The organism is Salinisphaera sp. RV14 (assembly GCF_052044135.1).
GTDB lineage: Bacteria > Pseudomonadota > Gammaproteobacteria > Nevskiales > Salinisphaeraceae > Salinisphaera.
Window position 1 is genome coordinate 12,969 of sequence record NZ_JBQDYF010000008.1, and the last position, 15,896, is coordinate 28,864.

Sequence of the window (15,896 nt, forward strand, 5' to 3'; positions counted from 1 at the left end):
CGGGCTCGCGGTCTGCGCTAGACTAGCGGGCCCGTTACCGGGCTGAACAGGCCGGCCGCGCGGTCGCCGCGAGCGCTCGTGTGAGATTTCTTTCGTATTGTCGCAACGGAGCCTTCAACCATGTTTGATGCCGATCAGCGTATCGCCGAATTCGATCCCGAACTGGCGGCCGCCATCGCCGACGAGGATCAGCGCCAGGAAGACCACATCGAGTTGATTGCGTCGGAGAACTACACCAGTCCGCGCGTCATGGAAGCGCAGGGCTCGCAGCTGACCAACAAGTACGCCGAAGGCTATCCGGGCAAGCGCTTCTACGGCGGCTGCGAATACGTCGACGTGGCCGAAAGACTGGCCATCGACCGCGCCTGTCAGCTGTTCAACTGCGACTTCGCCAACGTGCAGCCGCATTCCGGTGCCCAGGCCAACGCCGCGGTGTTCCTGGCGCTGGTCAAGCCGGGCGATACCATCCTCGGCATGAGCCTGGATGCCGGTGGCCATCTCACCCATGGCGCCGCGCCCAACTTCTCCGGCAAGCATTACAACGCCGTGCAGTACGGTCTCGACGAAGTAACCGGCCGGCTCGACTACGACGAAATCGAACGCCTGGCGCAGGAACACAAGCCGAAGATGATCATCGGCGGCTTCTCGGCCTATTCGCGCGCCATCGACTGGGCGCGCATGCGCCGGATTGCGGATGCGGTCGATGCCTGGCTGATGGTCGACATGGCCCACGTGGCCGGCCTGGTCGCCACCGGCATCTATCCCAGCCCGTTGCCGCATGCGCATGTGGTCACCACCACCACGCACAAGACCCTGCGCGGCCCCCGGGGCGGCCTGATCCTGTCCGCGGCCGGCGATGAGAAGCTCTACAAGAAGCTCAACTCGGCCGTTTTCCCGGGTACGCAGGGCGGCCCGCTGATGCATGTGATCGCGGCCAAGGCCGTGGCCTTCAAGGAGGCGCTCGACGCCGATTTCCAGGGCTACACCCGGCGCATCGTCGACAATGCCACCGCGATGGCCGATGTATTCGTCGAGCGCGGCTACGACGTGGTCTCGGGCGGTACCGACAACCATCTGATGCTGGTGAGCCTGGTCAAGCAGGACATCACCGGCAAGGATGCCGAGGCGCTGCTCGGCAGGGCGCATATCACCGCCAACAAGAACGCCGTGCCGCGTGACCCGCGCTCGCCGTTCGTGACCTCCGGCCTGCGTATCGGCACGCCCGCGGCCACGACGCGCGGCTTCAACGTGGACGACATGCGCCAGGTCGCGACCTGGATCTGCGACGTACTCGACACCCACGCCGACGGGGGTGATGTCGATGCGCAAGTTTCGCGGGTCCGTGCGGCGGTGGCTGAACTGTGCTCGCGCTATCCGGTGTATCGCGCGGCCACGCGCGGCGCGGCCTGATATCGCGCCGCGCGAGCCGGGGCTTTTATCGTGCAGTGTCCATTCTGTGACGAACGCGCCACCCGCGTGGTCGATTCCCGCCTGGCCGCCGAGGGCAGCCAGGTGCGGCGCCGGCGGGAGTGCCCCAACTGCCACACCCGGTTCACCACGTTCGAAACGGCCGAGTTGCTGATGCCGCGCATCGTCAAGAACGACGGCACACCCGAGCCGTTCGATGTGGATAAATTGCGCCGGGGCATCACCCGGGCGTTGTACAAGCGCCCTGTCGGCCCGGAGGCGGTGGATACCGCCGTCAGCCATATCCAGCAGCGCCTGCGCGCCGATCCCGAGCGGGATGTGGCCTCGCGCAAGCTGGGTGAATGGGTGATGGACGAACTGCGCGAACTCGACCAGGTGGCCTACGTGCGTTTCGCCTCGGTGTATCGTCGTTTCGAGGACGTCCAGGCGTTCCGCGAGGAAATCGAGCGGCTGGAATCCACGCCGGGCCGCGACAGCGGCCAGCTGCCGTTGATCGATTCCGGAAAGGACTCCTCATGAGCGCGATCGAGCCCCGCCGGGCCTTGCACGCCTTTTTCATGCAGCGCGCGATGGAACTCGCGCGCCGCGGCTGGTACACGACGCGGCCCAACCCGCGCGTGGGCTGCGTGATTACGCAGGGCAACGTCGTGCGCGGCGAAGGTTGGCACCAGCGTGCCGGTGAGGGCCATGCCGAGGTGCGGGCGCTGGACGACGTACGTGCCCGCGGCAACGACCCGAAAGGGGCCACTGTCTACGTCACCCTTGAACCCTGCAGTCACAGCGGCCGCACGCCGCCCTGCACGAAGGCGCTGATCGAGGCCGGCGTCGCCCGGGTCGTGATCGGCGCCCAGGACCCGAACCCGGCCGTGAACGGGCAGGGCATCGCGGCCCTGCGCGCCGCCGGTATCGAGGTCGTCACCGGAGTCATGGCCGAGGCCTGTGCCGCACTCAACGCCGGTTTCAATCTGCGGATGGCGCAGGGGCGCCCGCGCGTACGCATCAAGCTGGCGATGAGCCTGGACGGGCGTACCGCGGCGGCCGACGGCAGCAGTCAATGGATCACCGGCGAGGTCGCGCGCGATGATGTCCATCGTCTGCGTGCGGAATCGGGCGCCGTGCTGATCGGGCACGGCACGCTGGCTGCGGACGACCCGTCGCTCAATGTGCGATTGCCGGGCGACTGGCCGCCGCCGCTGCGGGTGGTGCTGGACAGCGACCTGGCCATGCGTACGGATGCGCGCATGCTGGGCCTCGATGGCGCCACGCTGGTGGTCACGGCCAGCGAGGACAGCGAACGCCGGCAGGCGCTGGAAGCCGCGGGCGCGGAGGTCTGGGTCGTGCCGCGCGGCGACGGCGGGCTGGATTTACCGCGCATCCTGGCGATTCTCGGCGAGCGCGAGATCAACGACGTGCTGGTGGAAGCCGGGCCGACGCTGGCCGGCGCGCTCACCCGGGCCGGGCTGGTCGACGAGTTCGTGATTTATGTCGCGCCGCTGCTCATCGGGGCCAACGGCCGCGCGCTGATGGCGCTGTCCGGAACGGTCGGCCTGGACGACGCCCAGCCCCTGGTGTTCGACACTATCGAGCCGGTGGGCACGGACCTGAAGATCACGGCGCGGCCGGCGCTGTCTCAATCGGAATGACCGCATGTTTACAGGCATAGTCAAAGGGCTCGGCACGATCGTCGATCAGCAGGCCCAGGACGGCGACACCCGGCTGACCATCGATATCGGCGATACCGATCTCGGCCCCATCGCCGTCGGCGACAGCATCGCGGTATCCGGCGTGTGCCTGACCGCGACCGAGATCGACGGCTCGCGCTTCGCGGCCGACGTTTCCAAGGAAACCCTGTCGCTGACCACGCTTGGCCAGCGTTCGGTGGGTTCGTCGGTAAATCTGGAAGCGCCGCTGCGGGCCGGCGATCCACTGGGGGGGCACATGGTCGCCGGTCATGCCGACGGTATCGGCGTGCTCGAGGAAATGGTGGCCGACGCCCGCTCCTGGCGGCTGACGTTCTCGGTGCCCAGGCATCTGGCGCACTACGTCGCGCCCAAGGGCTCGGTGGCGGTGGACGGCATCAGCCTCACTGTCAACGAAGTGGCGGGCCGGCGTTTCGGCGTCAACATCATCCCGCACACCATGCACCACACCTCATTGGGCGCTACCCGTATCGGCGACCGCGTCAACATCGAGATTGATATCATCGCGCGCTACCTCGCGCGCATCGCCGGCCACGAGTAGGCGCCGCACTCCTTTCGATCCATGGCCGTTGCGACGACGCCGTGGCGATGGCCGTGCCCGGCCCGGCCGGCGGCGCAATGGGTGCCCGGCGTGCCGCGTTCGCCGGGCGTCCGCCGGGGCCCGGTCGACCGGTTGCGGCGCCGCAGGAAACGTCAACACGGCCGGGCGCTCGTGCGATAATGCGGCGCAGCCAACGGAAGAGTAGCGAGCATGCAGACCATCCAAGGAGAATTCGACGGCGAGCGCGTCAAGATCGCCATCGTATCGACCCGCTGGAACGACGATATCGTCGATCGCCTGCTGGAAGGCGCGATCGACGTCCTGACCGACTGCGGCGTGGATGACGACGACGTCATCGTGGTCAAGGTGCCCGGGGCGTTCGAGTTGCCGCTGGCGGTGGACCGGCTCGCCGATTCCGGCAAGTACGACGGCATCGTCGCGCTCGGCGCGGTCATCCGCGGCGATACGCCGCATTTCGACTACGTGGCCGGCGAGTGTGCCAAGGGCTTGTCCGCCACCGCGCTGGAATATGGCATTCCGGTCGGGTTCGGCGTGATCACCGCCGACAATGCCGAGCAGGCCGATGCCCGGGCCCAGCCCGATGAAGACCACAACAAGGGCGCCGAAGCCGCAAGTGCCGTGATCGAAATGGTCAACGTACTGCGCCAGATCGAAGTCGAGGACGAGTAACCCCACCATGCCGATTCGCGATCAGTCGCTGGGCGAAGCCGCCGGCGCCGCCGACAACGAGCCCGAGCACAACGACGATCAATTGCCGGAGCTGCCGCCGAAAATGCCGGGCGGGCGGCGTATTCGTGCCCGCATGGCCGCGGTTCAGGCGGTCTATCAATGGCGTATGTCGGGCACCGAGATTGCCGCGCTGATCGAACAGTTCGCCCGCGCCGGTCGTCTGGCCGATCTTGATCGCGAGTATTTCGAAATGGTGCTGCGCGGCGTGGTGTACGACGTCTCCGGACTGGAAAAAGCGTTCGACACGCATCTCAGCCGGCCCGCCGTCCAGCTCGACCCGGTGGAATACGCGATCCTGCTGCTGGCGACCTACGAGCTGCGCGAGTGTCCGGAGATTCCGTTCGCCGCGGTGATCAACGAGGCGACCAATCTGGCCAAGATATTCGGCGCCACGGACGGCCATCGATTCGTCAACGGCGTACTCGATGCCACCGCGCGCGACCTGCGCCCGGTGGAGGTGGCGAGGGGCCGGCGCCGCTGACGGGCGGAATATGCGCGAGTTCGAGCTGATCGGCGCGCTGCGCGAGCGCCTGCGCCCGCGCCGCGCCGATACCCGGCTCGGCATTGGCGACGATGCGGCCATCCTGGCGCCGCCGCCCGGCCACGAACTCGTGGTGACCGCCGATACCCTGATCGCCGGGCGTCATTTTCCGCAGGATACGCCCGCGGCCGATATCGGCTTCAAGAGTGTGGCGGTCAATCTCAGCGATCTCGCCGCCATGGGCGCGGATCCGGCCTGGCTGACGGTCGCGCTGGCGGCCCCCGTGCTGCGGCAGGCATGGTGCGATGCCTTCATCGACGGTGCGCGGGAGGCGATCGGGGCCCGCGATATCGACATCGTGGGCGGTGACACCACCCGAAGCGAGACGCTGGCCGTCGCCATCACCGCGCTCGGCACGTTGCCCGAGGGCAGTGCGCTGCGGCGGGATGCGGCCCGGGTGGGCGATCTCGTGGCGGTGACCGGTACGCTGGGCGACGCGGCCGCCGGACTGGCTTGCTGGCCCCGGCGCGCGCAGGCCGGCGCCGACGCGCGGGCGCTGATCGCGCGCCTGACCCGGCCGACCCCGCGCGACGGCATGCGCCTGCGTGGCCTGGCGCATGCCGCGATCGATGTCTCCGATGGCCTGGTGGCGGATCTCGGCCATATCCTGGCCGCGAGCAATGTCGGCGCGCGCATCGACGTCGACGCGCTGCCCGCGTCGCCGGCGCTTATCCGCCATATCGTGGATAGCCGCCAGCGTCGACAACTGCAGGCTACCGGGGGCGACGATTACGAACTCTGCCTGACACTCGACCCGGCCGACCTCGAGCGGGCGCGGGCCGCGTTGAATGGTCCGCTGACTGTCATCGGGCGCATCGAGCGCGCCACCGGCCTGCGGCTGACCGACGCGACGGGCCGCGTCCTGGATACCCAAGCGCTGTCGCGCGCCGGCTGGGACCACTTCGACGGGCGTTGAGCGTCGGCGGTCTGCCCCGTTGGCGGGCAAAAGCCGGGCCATGTCGTTCTTGCCAGGCCCGCGCGCCGTCGCATCCGGCACGGCCGTGAGCGCGCAAGGCAGGCCGGCGCTCGCTTTCCGCCGGGGTGCGATTACGCCGCGGCGACGACGCGGTAGACTGTGCGCCGACCGTATTCCAACCGCACGACCCATGCTGCAACTGTTCAACAGCCTGACGCGTCAGCGCGAGCCGCTGAAGACCCTCGAGCCCGGAAAAGTCCGGCTCTATGTCTGCGGTATCACGGTCTACGATTATTGCCATCTCGGCCATGCCCGTTTTCTGGTCGTGTTCGACATGTTCGTGCGCTATCTGCGGGCCCGGGGCTGGCAGGTGCGCTACGTGCGCAACATCACCGACATCGACGACAAGATCATCCGGCGCGCGACCGAGAGCGGCACCACGCCCGAAGCGGTGGCCGAACGGTTCGCGACCGCGCTGGCCGAGGACGAGGCCGCGCTCGGCCTGATCGCGCCCGACGTCGAACCGCGGGCGACCGACCATATCGGGCCGATCACCGACATGATCGAGCGACTGATCGAGCGCGGCGCGGCCTACCTCGGCGACAACGGCGAGGTGTACTACGATGTCTCCACGTTCGAGCGTTATGGCGCGTTATCCGGCCGGCGGCTGGACGAGCTGCGTTCGGGCGCCCGCATCGCCGTGAACGAGGCCAAGGACGACCCGCTCGATTTCGTGCTCTGGAAGCCCGCCAAGCCGGGCGAGCCGTCCTGGGATTCGCCGTGGGGCGCCGGCCGCCCGGGCTGGCATATCGAATGCTCGGCCATGTCCACCCACTGCCTGGGCGACTCGTTCGATATCCACGGCGGCGGCCTGGACCTGCAGTTTCCGCATCACGAGAACGAAATCGCCCAGAGCGAGGCGGCGACGGGACAGCGCTATGTCGGCTTGTGGATGCACAACGGTTTCGTGACCGTCGACGACGAAAAGATGTCGAAGTCGCTGGGCAATTTCCTGACCCTGCGCGATGTGCTCGAGCAATACGACGCCGAGTCGGTCCGTTATTTCGTGCTGGCCACGCATTATCGCAGCCCGCTGGCCTACAACGCCGAGGCCATGGACAGCGCCGCGGCCGCGCTGGCCCGGCTGTATACGACGCTACGCGATGCGCCGGCTGACGGTGACGCGACCGCCGAAATCAACGCCGATTATCGGGCCCGCTTCCTGCAGGCGATGGATGATGACCTGAATACGCCGGCCGCTATCGCCGTGCTGTTCGACATGGCGCGCGAGGCCAACCGGGCAGGCGAACACGACAGCGACCGGCGGGCCGCGCTGGCGGCCGGGCTGCGCGAGTTCGGTGCCATGATCGGCCTGCTGCAACAGGACGCCGATGCCTATCTGCAGGCGGGCGGGGCCGGCGCGAGCAATCTGACCGCCGAGACCGTTGAATCGATGCTCGCGCAGCGGCGCGACGCGCGAGCGGCCCGGGATTTCGCCACCGCCGACCGCATTCGCGACGAGCTGACAGCGGCCGGTATCGTGCTCGAGGATTCTGTCGAGGGCACCAAATGGCGGCGCGGTTGAGGCCTCGCTGCCGGAGACGGCCCGATCAGCCCTGATCGGCCTCGGCGGCTGCGCGCATTTCGGCTGCGCGCAGGGTGTTGCTGATCAGCATGGCCACGGTCATGGGGCCGACGCCGCCGGGTACCGGCGTGATCCAGGCCGCGCGTTCGGCGGCGGTGTCGAACGCCACGTCGCCCACCAGCTTGCCGGAATCCAGCCGGTTCATGCCGACATCGATCACGGTCGCCCCTTCGCGTATCCATTCGCCCTGGACCAATCCGGGCTTGCCCACACCCACGACCAGGATCTCCGCCTGACCGACCTCGCGGGCGAGGTCGCGGGTGAAGCGATGACAGACCGTTGTCGTGGCCCCCTTGAGCAGAAACTCAAGCGCCATCGGGCGGCCGACGATGTTGGAGGCGCCGACCACGACCGCCTGGCGGCCGCGGAAGGGTTCGTCGATGGATTCCAGCAAACGAATGATGCCCAGCGGCGTGCAGGCCCTGAGAAGCGGCACACGCTGGGCCAGCCGGCCCACGTTGTACGGATGGAAACCGTCGACGTCCTTGTCGGGGCGGATACGTTCGATCACGGCGCTGGCGCTGATATGCGCGGGTAGCGGCAACTGCACCAGGATGCCGTCGATAGTGTCGTCGCTGTTGAAGTCGTCGATCAGGCCGAGCAGTTCGGCCTCGCTGATGTCGGCACTCGGGTACACCGCGCGCGAGACCAGGCCTGCCTTTTCGCAAGCCTTGACCTTCTTGCCGACATAAACCCGGGACGCCGCGTCGTCGCCGACGAGAATCACCGCCAGACCGGGGGCGCGTTGCCCGGCGGCCCGACGTGTCTCGACGGCCTTGCGGACATCGGCGCGGTACGCCGAAGCGAGTTTTTTGCCATCGATCAATCGAGCCGACATGAACGCGCGCTGCTGCAGGGAGCAAATGATGCGCGGATTTTCGCACGGCCGGCACCCCCCGACAATTCGGCGCGGATGCAGGGCCGCGCCGCCCGGATGAGGCGGCGGGGATGGACACAGGGCGCAAGTATCTGCAAGATGCGAATGGGACGCAGCCGCGAATCGATGCAATGAAGGATTGGGCTATACGGATTGTCGTTCGTCTGGGCGGCGCTCGACCGGCGGCTGGCATGGCGCGCTCCCGGGAGCGCGCGACAACGACGGCTCGCGCATCGCAAATTATGGTGTCGGATGCTGCAACGGGTTAAACTCGGTGACCTGGATCGGGGCATAGCGCAGCCTGGTAGCGCGTCTGCTTTGGGAGCAGAAGGTCGCAGGTTCGAATCCTGCTGTCCCGACCATCCCCTCACCTTCTGCCGGAACGGCCCGCCTTGCTCACGCCAGGCCCGTGCCGCCGTGCCTCCTGCGTGCGCACCCGCTGTCGTCCTCGCCTGTCGACCGAGGCCGGGCGATGGTTTATACGCGGGTCCGTAAAGATATTGTATTGAACGCCCGCCAAGCTGAGCAGATCGGTAGCGTGCGTTTGTGCATTGCACCGCCCGGCCAGGGCGGCGTGCCAGCAGGTTCAGGCGTCTGCTGGCACCGCGTGGCGCAATGTCTGGCACGCATGTTGCTACCGGCGTACAGAATATTCGTGCATCGTCCAGCGGTTCGATGCCGGTGTCATTGATCAAGAGACGACGACCACGTGATGACGGATGGTTCCGACAAGCACGGCAACAAGCCGATCAAACCCCGACGGGGGCGCCTGACTACTTTCGAAATCGCCGGCATCGTCGTGCTTTCGGCGCTGGTGCATTTCGGTCTGTGGCGGCTTTATCAGCACTCGCCGATCCAGCAGCCCAAACCGATGAAGATGCAGCAGACCCCGCCGCCGATTGAGGTGACGCTGGCGAAACCGCAGCCGGTAAAGAAGGTGCCGGTGATCGATACGCACGCGGTGATGCCGCCCAAGAAGAAGCCCAAACCGAAGCCCAAACCAAAGCCGAAGCCAAAGCCGAAGCCAAAGCCGAAGCCCAAACCAAAACCAAAACCAAAACCAAAGCCGAAACCAAAACCCAAGCCGAAGCCGAAACCGAAACCCAAGCCGAAGCCCGCGCCCAAGCCCGCGCCCAAGCCGCAACCCGCGCCCAAGCCGGCGCCGAAGCCGAGCCCGCAAGCGAGTTCGAACGCGAACAAGGTCACGCCGGCCGTTTCCGGGCTGCAAAGCCTCGGCAATCCGCCGCCGCACTACCCGGCGCGGGCGCTGCGGCGCCACGAGGAGGGTGACGTGAAGCTCAAGATCCTGGTCGAGCCGAATGGCCGGGCCGGCAAGGTCACGGTGATCAAGTCGAGCGGCTACAGCGATCTCGACCAGGCCGCGGTGGAGACGGTCAAGAAGTGGCGCTTCAAACCCGCCAAACGGGGCGATACGCCCATTCCCGGCTACGCGCTGCAGACCATATCGTTCAATCTCCCGGACTGACCGGGCGATCGCATAATTTTCAAGGAGAGAGACCTACTATGCTGAGCAGCAACCTCACGCCATTCGTGGTGCCGGCCGTTCTGTGGTGCCTGATCGTCCTGTCGGTCATTACCTGGGCGCTGCTGGTGATCAAACTCGTTCAGTTCGGCCGCGCCGGGGCGCTGAACAAGCGCTTCCAGAAGAATTTCTGGTCCGCCGACAGCATCGAACAGGGGGAGTCGGTCGTGGATAATTCGATCGGCCCGATGGCCGATATCGCCAGGGCCGGTTTCGCCGTGATCACCGGGCGCGACATCGCCCCCGGCAACCGGGACCTGGCGCATCAGATCGACCGCGGCGAGCGCCTCGAACGCGCGTTGCGGCAGCAGATCGAACGCGAGCGGCGTTCGCTCGAAGGCGGGCTCGCCGTACTGGCCAGCTTTGGCAGTACCGCCCCGTTCATCGGCCTGTTCGGTACGGTCTGGGGCATCATGGGCGCGTTGGTGAGTATCGGCGAAACCGGCTCCACTGGTCTGCAGGCCGTGGCCGGTCCGGTTGGTCATGCGTTGATCGCCACCGGCATGGGTATTGCCGTGGCGGTGCCGGCGGTGTTGATCTACAACTTGCTGGTGCGCCGACTGAAAGCCGGTGTGCATTCCATGAACGACTTCGCGCACGATTTCTATGCGCTGTGCCAGCAGAGCGGGTTTCAGTCCGGCGGCGCGCAGATAACCCGTCAGAGCGATCTCAAGGACGCCGCGACGGTCGGCCAGAAAACGCATGCTACCGCTTGATGCGTTGGCCCCGTTCATCCTGTTCAAGATTACGGAGTAGCAATCATGGCCATGTCAGGTGGTGGAGACGACGACGAAGTTCTCAGCGAAATGAATGTCACGCCGTTGGTCGACGTGATGCTCGTGCTGCTGGTGATGTTCATCGTCACGGCATCGGCGGTGACTACCGCGGTACATGTCAACCTGCCGAAGACGGACAGCGTGGCGCCACCGGATGCCAAGCAGCCGATCGTGTTGAGCGTGGATAGCGACGGCCATTATTTCATCGACAAGGAGGAGCTCTCGCTGAACGAGCTCAAGCAGCGCCTGGCGCAGATTCATCAGAAGACGCCCCACCGCGCAGCCCAGCTGCAGGCAGACAAGGACGTGGCCTATGGCAAGGTCGGCAAGGTGATGGCGGCACTGCAGGCGTCCGGCATCCAGAAAATCGCGGTCCTGTCGAAGCCATAGCCCGTGATGCGATGAACACGCGGCTGGCTGGCATCGGCCGCCCCTCATGCCGGATGTGGCGCCAGCGTCACATGGGGCGGCAAGGGGCGGACCCGGCCCACATCCAGCCAGAACTGCTCGGGTGAATGAAAATCCGAGCCGATCGAGCCGGCGAGGGCATGTCGGCGTGCATCCCGGGCCGATTGGCTTTCCTGTTCGACCGTACTGACGCCGGTACAGATCTCGATCGCGTCGCCGCCGGCGCCCGCGAAGGCCGCTACCATGCGCCGCCGCCAGGCGCCGGAAAACCCGTAGCCGAACGGGTGGGCGAGCACCGCTGTGCCGCCGGCGGCGTGAATCCAGCCGATGACGTCGGCGAGCCCGGCCCACACCGTGCGCCGGTAGCCCGGCCGGCCGGGGCGCAGGTAGCGTTTGAACGCATCCTGGCGATTGCGCACGAGTCCGTCGGCGACCAGCAGATCGGCGAAATGCGAGCGCGTGATCTGGCCGCCGTCGGCGGCTGAGCGGGCGCGGGCGCCGCCGTCTTCCAGGCCAATGCGTGCCAGCCGCTCGCCGATGCATGCAGCGCGTGTGTCGCGTTCGGCTTGCTGGCGGCTCAGTCCGGCGACCAGCGTCGGCTGCGCGATATCCAGCCCCAGGCCGACGATGTGCAGCGTGCGCTGCTCCCAGCTCGCCGATATTTCCGCGCCGGCGACCAGTTGCATGCCGTGACCGGCCGCCGCCCGCTGTGCTTCGTCGATGCCGGCGGTCGTGTCGTGGTCGGTCAACGCCAGGCGTTGCACGCCGCGGGCTGCGGCCCGCGCCACCAGCGCGCTCGGGTCGAGCTGGCCGTCCGAGGCCGTGGAATGGGTGTGCAGGTCGATCATGGGTCACGCCGGAAGTCGTTGCGCGCTATCGTGGAGCGCCGTTGGACCAGCATAGAGGCCGAGGGAGCAGGCTGCATGACCGATCTCGGGATTCTGCCCTTGTGGGCATTGATCATTCACCTGGCGATCGAGCTCGCCCTGATCGCGCGCGTGCTGCTCAAGCCCTATCGCGATCCGGCGGCGCGTGTGGCCTGGCTGGTGGTGCTGATCGCATTGCCGGTGGTCGGCATCATCGTCTATCTGCTGTTCGGTGAAACCAGCATCGGCCGGCGCTATACGCAACGAATGCACGCGGTGCTGGCACAGCTGCCGCCGCCAGCATCGGTCACGCCGCCGGCCGCCGTCGACGCGCGCGCCACGCCGCTATTCGCCATGGCGTCGTCGATCAACGGCTTCGGGCCATGCGGCGGAAACCGGTTCGATTTCCCCGACGGGGCGGATGCCACCATCGACGCGCTGGTCGCGGATATCGACGCCGCCGAGCACCATGTCCATCTGTTGTTCTATATCTGGCTGACCGATCGCAACGGCCTGCGGGTGGTGTCCGCCATCGAACGCGCGGCCGCTCGCGGTATTACCTGCCGGGTTATGGTCGATGCGGTGGGCTCGCGCGGATTGATCAAGTCCCGGTACTGGGCGGCGATGCGCGCGGCCGGCGCGCATACCGCGGTGGCACTGCCGGTCGGCAACCCGGCGCTGCATGTGTTCGTCGGCCGCGTGGATCTTCGCAATCACCGCAAGATCGTGGTGATCGACAACGTGATCACCTACGCCGGGAGCCAGAACTGTGCCGATGCCGCGTTCGCGATCAAGGCGAAGTATGCGCCATGGGTCGATGCGGTGATCCGGCTGGCCGGGCCGATTGCACGTCAGAACCAGTATCTGTTCGTGGCCGACTGGATGACCTATGCCGGCGAGGATTGCCGGGACTGCCTGCACCAGCCGGTGCCGGCGGGCCAGGGCGACATCGTCGCGCAGGCGATCGGCACCGGGCCGACCGGGCGTTATTCCGCGGCGCCGGAATTGATCTGTGCCTTGCTGTACGCCGCGCGCCGTCAACTCACTATTACGACCCCGTATTTCGTGCCGGACGACGCACTGCGGCTGGCGCTTTGCTCGGCGGCCTACCGGGGTGTCGATGTGCGCATGGTATTCCCGGCGCGCAACGATTCGCGCATCGTCGCCGCAGCCAGCCGCAGCTACTATCAGGAATTGCTGGTCGCGGGCGTACGGATCTTTGAATACGAGCCGGGTTTGTTGCACGCCAAGACGCTCACCGTCGACGACGATCTGACGTTGATCGGTTCGACCAATCTCGATCGGCGCAGTTTCGATCTCAATTACGAAAACAACGTGCTGCTGCAGTCGCGCGACGTCACCGCCGCGATCCGTGCGCGCCAGGCGCGTTTCATCGCGGCCGCGCACGCCATCACGCGAACTGAACTGAACAACATCTCGGCGCCGCGGCGCGCGTGGCGCAACGCGCTGGCGATGCTCGGCCCGGTGCTGTGATCGTCTGCCCCGGATCGACGCCCGGCGAAAAAAAGCCGTCGCGGGGAGCGACGGCTTGTTCGTCGGCAAGCGGTGCCGCCGCTCAGTCGTCGGCGAAGTTGGCGTGCAGCACCTGGTCGGCCGGGCCGAGCCGGTCGCTGGCGGTCTTGCGCTGGTGCCAATAGGGATACAACAGGACCGGGCGGCTGATTTTCTCGATCCGGGCGATCTCGGCATCGCTCAGTTCGAGATTCGCGGCGGCGAGGTTGTCGTCCAGCTGATGTTCCTTGCGCGCGCCGATCACGGCCGTGGTGACGCCGGGCCGGGTGAGAATCCAGGCCAGCGCCACCTGGGCCGCGGACACGCCGTGGGCGTCGCCGATCTCGACCAGCGTTTCGATGATGTCGAACAGCCGTGTTTCATCCGTGATCGGCGGTTCTTCCCAGCCCTCGGAGAACCGCGTGCCTTCGGGTTTTTCCGCGTCGCGCCGGTACTTGCCCGACAACAGGCCACCGGCGAGCGGGCTCCAGATCATGGTGCCCAGGCCGGAATCCACGGCCGCCGGCATCAGTTCGTATTCGGCCTCGCGCGCCTGGGCGGTGTAGTGGATCTGTTGGCTGATCGGCTTGATGAAGCCTTCGCGCTCGCAGATCGCCTGCACCTTCATGGCGTGCCAGGCGGAGAAGTTCGAGATGCCGTAGTAGCGGATCTTGCCCTGGCGTACCAGCGTATCGAAGGTCTCGAGGGTTTCCTCGAGCGGCGTGATGCCGTCCCATTGGTGCATCTGGTGCAGGTCGATGTGCTCCGTGCCCAGCCGCTTCAGGCTGGCCTCGATCTGCTGGCGGATATGAACGCGCGACAGGCCGCGATCGTTGACGCCATCGCCCATGGGAAAACGCACCTTGGTGGCAATGAGCACGTCGTGGCGCTTGTCGCCCAGCGCCTGGCCCAGAATCTCCTCCGACGCGCCGCCGGAATACATGTTGGCGGTATCGAAGAAGTTGACCCCGGCATCCAATGCCTTGTCGACCATGGTGCGGGCGCCGGAGACGTCCGTGTTGCCGACCTTGGCCATGTGGCCTTCGCCGCCGAACGTCATCGTGCCCAGTGTCAGCTTGGACACCCTGAGGCCGGAATTGCCGAGTTGGCGATATTCCATTGATCGCTCCATTGTGATTGGTGGCCCAAAGGATGAACATACCTGGGGTTGAAGTTCAACATGCACGGTTCGCAGGCGAGCGCCGCCGTGGGTCGGCTATCATGCAATTACAGAGTTCATTCCACGAGGCGGACGCCATGGCTGTGTGCCTGCCATCGCGCGACGCCGTGCCCGTTATCCGGAGCCGGGCCGCCATGCCATGAACAGCAGGGTACGACGCCGACCCGGTCGCCGGTCCCGGTACATGCCGGGCGCGGCCGAATTCGAGATCATCCACCGTCGTGCCGGTGTGTCGGTGCGCTATTACGCGCCCGCCGGCGCGCCCGAGGCCGGGCCGGCGCCGCGAACGCCGGTGGTGCTGATCCCGCCGCTGGCCGCCGATATCCAGATCTATGACCGGCGCAACCAGCACAGCCTGGTGGCCTATCTCTCGGCGCGCGGTTTCGATCTCTACATGATCGACTGGGGTTGGCCGACGCGCGCCGATGACCGACGCCACCTGACCGACTACTTCGCCGCGTTGTTGCCGGAAATGCTCAACCGGGTGCGTTTCCACAGCGGGCGGCAACGCCTGGCCCTGCACGGCTGGCGGCTCGGCGGGTTACTGGCGTTGTGCTATGCCGCGGTCAGCCCGGCCGATGACCTGGCCGGCCTGGTGCTGCTCGATACCTGCATCGATTACGCCGCGTGCCCGGCGGCGGGCCGGGTGCGGGGCCGGCTGCGCCAGCGCGCCGGACGCTGGCGACGTCTGGCCGGCCTGCGGGCCAGCCACCTGCCGGTTGCCGCGCTGCATGTGCCGAGCTGGCTACAGTCGATCGCCCGCCAGGCGGTGCTCGGCCCGGCCCAGCCGCCGGACGACGATGCCCTGCGCTCGCGGGCGTACCCCGGCGGGGTGGTCGCCGATGTCATCGATCATCTCTGGACCGATAACACGCTGGCCGCTGGGCGGCTGCCCATGGCCAGGCCGGGCGCCGGGCTGGCGAGCGTGCGCGCGCCGATCCTGTTCATTGCCGATGCCGATCATCCGGTCTGCTCGCCGGTGTGTGGCGAGCGGCTGGCGACCGTGGTCGGCAGCGACCGGGTGACATGTGAATGGACCCATGGCGATCCACAGCATGCCGGCTGTGGCGCGTTGATGGCTCGGCGCAGCTGGACGCGTGTCGCCGACTGGCTGCTCGATCCGGGCGTGGATCAATGACGTGATGCGCCCGCTGCATTATGTTCGAAGCGTCATCGATCATTGAATAGGGCACTGGGGCGGCCGCCCCAGTAC

General features: G+C 66.9%; 16 protein-coding genes and 1 tRNA gene. 14 read left to right on the plus strand and 3 right to left on the minus strand.

Annotation, left to right across the window (positions count from 1 at the left end; all coding sequences use genetic code 11):
- The first annotated feature begins 120 nt into the window (after positions 1–120).
- The 8 genes from glyA to cysS all read left to right on the plus strand — a co-directional run bounded on the left by glyA (position 121) and on the right by cysS (position 7,461).
- Complete coding sequence (gene glyA, locus ACS8Y6_RS09895) at positions 121–1,410, plus strand: serine hydroxymethyltransferase (protein WP_440849706.1); 1,290 nt, start codon at positions 121–123, stop codon at positions 1,408–1,410.
- A 30-nt stretch (positions 1,411–1,440) separates the two neighbouring features.
- The gene (nrdR, locus tag ACS8Y6_RS09900) at positions 1,441–1,947 is read left to right on the plus strand and encodes a transcriptional regulator NrdR (protein WP_440849707.1); all 507 of its coding nucleotides are present in this window, start codon (positions 1,441–1,443) and stop codon (positions 1,945–1,947) included.
- On the plus strand, positions 1,944–3,071 hold the full coding sequence (ribD, locus tag ACS8Y6_RS09905; protein ID WP_440849708.1) for a bifunctional diaminohydroxyphosphoribosylaminopyrimidine deaminase/5-amino-6-(5-phosphoribosylamino)uracil reductase RibD: 1,128 nt from the start codon (positions 1,944–1,946) through the stop codon (positions 3,069–3,071). Before nrdR ends, ribD begins: the two co-directional genes overlap by 4 nt.
- Before the next feature lie 4 nt (positions 3,072–3,075).
- The gene (locus tag ACS8Y6_RS09910; RefSeq protein WP_440849709.1) at positions 3,076–3,669 is read left to right on the plus strand and encodes a riboflavin synthase; all 594 of its coding nucleotides are present in this window, start codon (positions 3,076–3,078) and stop codon (positions 3,667–3,669) included.
- A 210-nt stretch (positions 3,670–3,879) separates the two neighbouring features.
- A complete protein-coding gene (gene ribH / locus ACS8Y6_RS09915; RefSeq protein WP_440849710.1) occupies positions 3,880–4,359 on the plus strand; it encodes a 6,7-dimethyl-8-ribityllumazine synthase in 480 nt (159 codons plus the stop codon).
- 7 nt (positions 4,360–4,366) lie between these two features.
- Complete coding sequence (gene nusB, locus ACS8Y6_RS09920) at positions 4,367–4,900, plus strand: transcription antitermination factor NusB (RefSeq protein WP_440849711.1); 534 nt, start codon at positions 4,367–4,369, stop codon at positions 4,898–4,900.
- Between the two features lie 10 nt (positions 4,901–4,910).
- Complete coding sequence (thiL, locus tag ACS8Y6_RS09925) at positions 4,911–5,876, plus strand: thiamine-phosphate kinase (protein WP_440855477.1); 966 nt, start codon at positions 4,911–4,913, stop codon at positions 5,874–5,876.
- Between the two features lie 190 nt (positions 5,877–6,066).
- The gene (cysS, locus tag ACS8Y6_RS09930; RefSeq protein ID WP_440848697.1) at positions 6,067–7,461 is read left to right on the plus strand and encodes a cysteine--tRNA ligase; all 1,395 of its coding nucleotides are present in this window, start codon (positions 6,067–6,069) and stop codon (positions 7,459–7,461) included.
- A gap of 25 nt (positions 7,462–7,486) precedes the next feature.
- Here the strand turns inward: cysS and folD are convergent, their stop codons facing one another.
- On the minus strand, positions 7,487–8,359 hold the full coding sequence (gene folD / locus ACS8Y6_RS09935) for a bifunctional methylenetetrahydrofolate dehydrogenase/methenyltetrahydrofolate cyclohydrolase FolD (protein WP_440855478.1): 873 nt from the start codon (positions 8,357–8,359) through the stop codon (positions 7,487–7,489).
- A 324-nt stretch (positions 8,360–8,683) separates the two neighbouring features.
- On the opposite strand from folD, the gene ACS8Y6_RS09940 reads away from it, so the two are divergent.
- The 4 genes from ACS8Y6_RS09940 to ACS8Y6_RS09955 all read left to right on the plus strand — a co-directional run bounded on the left by ACS8Y6_RS09940 (position 8,684) and on the right by ACS8Y6_RS09955 (position 11,107).
- Positions 8,684–8,760, plus strand: a tRNA-Pro gene (locus ACS8Y6_RS09940).
- Positions 8,761–9,110: 350 nt separating this feature from the next.
- Positions 9,111–9,884, plus strand: a complete 774-nt coding sequence (locus ACS8Y6_RS09945; RefSeq protein WP_440855479.1) for an energy transducer TonB — start codon at positions 9,111–9,113, stop codon at positions 9,882–9,884.
- Between the two features lie 38 nt (positions 9,885–9,922).
- Positions 9,923–10,657 carry a MotA/TolQ/ExbB proton channel family protein gene (locus ACS8Y6_RS09950; protein ID WP_440848700.1) on the plus strand — a complete coding sequence of 245 codons (735 nt, stop codon included), beginning with the start codon at positions 9,923–9,925 and terminating at the stop codon, positions 10,655–10,657.
- A gap of 51 nt (positions 10,658–10,708) precedes the next feature.
- Positions 10,709–11,107 (plus strand): ExbD/TolR family protein, encoded by a 399-nt coding sequence (locus ACS8Y6_RS09955; RefSeq protein WP_440848823.1) that lies wholly within the window; start codon positions 10,709–10,711, stop codon positions 11,105–11,107.
- A 44-nt stretch (positions 11,108–11,151) separates the two neighbouring features.
- Here ACS8Y6_RS09955 and ACS8Y6_RS09960 read toward each other — a convergent pair whose 3' ends face one another.
- A complete protein-coding gene (locus ACS8Y6_RS09960) occupies positions 11,152–11,973 on the minus strand; it encodes a PHP domain-containing protein (RefSeq protein WP_440848701.1) in 822 nt (273 codons plus the stop codon).
- 75 nt (positions 11,974–12,048) lie between these two features.
- Between ACS8Y6_RS09960 and cls the strand changes: the two genes are divergently transcribed.
- Positions 12,049–13,485, plus strand: coding sequence for a cardiolipin synthase (gene cls / locus ACS8Y6_RS09965; protein WP_440855480.1), 1,437 nt, complete (start codon positions 12,049–12,051; stop codon positions 13,483–13,485).
- 82 nt (positions 13,486–13,567) lie between these two features.
- Here cls and ACS8Y6_RS09970 read toward each other — a convergent pair whose 3' ends face one another.
- Complete coding sequence (locus tag ACS8Y6_RS09970) at positions 13,568–14,623, minus strand: aldo/keto reductase (protein WP_440848703.1); 1,056 nt, start codon at positions 14,621–14,623, stop codon at positions 13,568–13,570.
- A gap of 199 nt (positions 14,624–14,822) precedes the next feature.
- On the opposite strand from ACS8Y6_RS09970, the gene ACS8Y6_RS09975 reads away from it, so the two are divergent.
- On the plus strand, positions 14,823–15,821 hold the full coding sequence (locus ACS8Y6_RS09975; protein ID WP_440848704.1) for an alpha/beta fold hydrolase: 999 nt from the start codon (positions 14,823–14,825) through the stop codon (positions 15,819–15,821).
- Positions 15,822–15,896: the final 75 nt, after the last annotated feature.